This is a genomic window from Psychrobacter sp. 1U2, from assembly GCF_051847575.1.
This window is the reverse complement of sequence record NZ_JBPYDC010001041.1, coordinates 1-730: the sequence shown is the minus strand read 5'-3', so window position 1 is coordinate 730 and position 730 is coordinate 1. Positions and strand designations below refer to the sequence as shown.

Genomic DNA, 730 nt, shown 5'->3' with positions numbered 1-730 from the left:
TAAGAAGTCGATAAAAACCCTAACTTTTACCGTCAGAACATTCGATTTTGGATAGATGAGCCACAGGCCCGTCTGGTCATCAATCGTGTAGTCGGGTAGGACATGGATCAGCGAGCCGTCAGCCAGTTCGCGGTGAACACTCCATAGTGAGTTCATTGAAATGCCTGCTCCAGCAATGGTTGCGACTTTCTGACTCAAGCCATCGTCAACGATAAGCCGGCTCTCGGTCAGTCGTGGATCGAACTCCTCAGTACTGCCATCATACCCAACAAACTTAATCGGTGACGGCTCTTTGAATACAATGAATTGATGCGTCGCAAGGTCATCTGGTTGCGTGGGCGTGCCCTGCTGTTTCAAATATTCGGGTGAAGCGCAAAGGATTCGCATATCGTTAGCCAATTTTCGCCCTTTTAAGCTGCTATCTGATAGTGTTGAATTGCGCAATGCAAGATCAAAACTGCCTTGGATAAGATCAAACTCCATATCCGTAAGCCGCAGGTCAAGAGTGATACCTGAGTACAACTGTAGGAACTCAGGCAGGATAGGCGCGATGTAGAGCTGGGCAAAGGTGCTTGGAGCCGTGAACCTTAGGGTACCTGTCACAGTTGCATTGCCATGACCTAAAGCTGCGCGTGCAGCATCTTCTTGAGCTAAAATTTCCTTAGCATAAGGCAAAAATTCCGCCCCTTCCAAAGACAAAGCCACCTTGCGCGTGGAACGATGCAAAAGA

1 protein-coding gene is annotated in these 730 nt (G+C 48.5%); it reads right to left on the bottom strand.

What is annotated here, in order from left to right; all coding sequences use genetic code 11:
• Positions 1 to 693: substrate binding domain-containing protein (locus ACS8FD_RS20260; protein ID WP_439277187.1), on the bottom strand; the 693-nt coding region annotated here is incomplete at its 3' end.
• Positions 694 to 730: the final 37 nt, after the last annotated feature.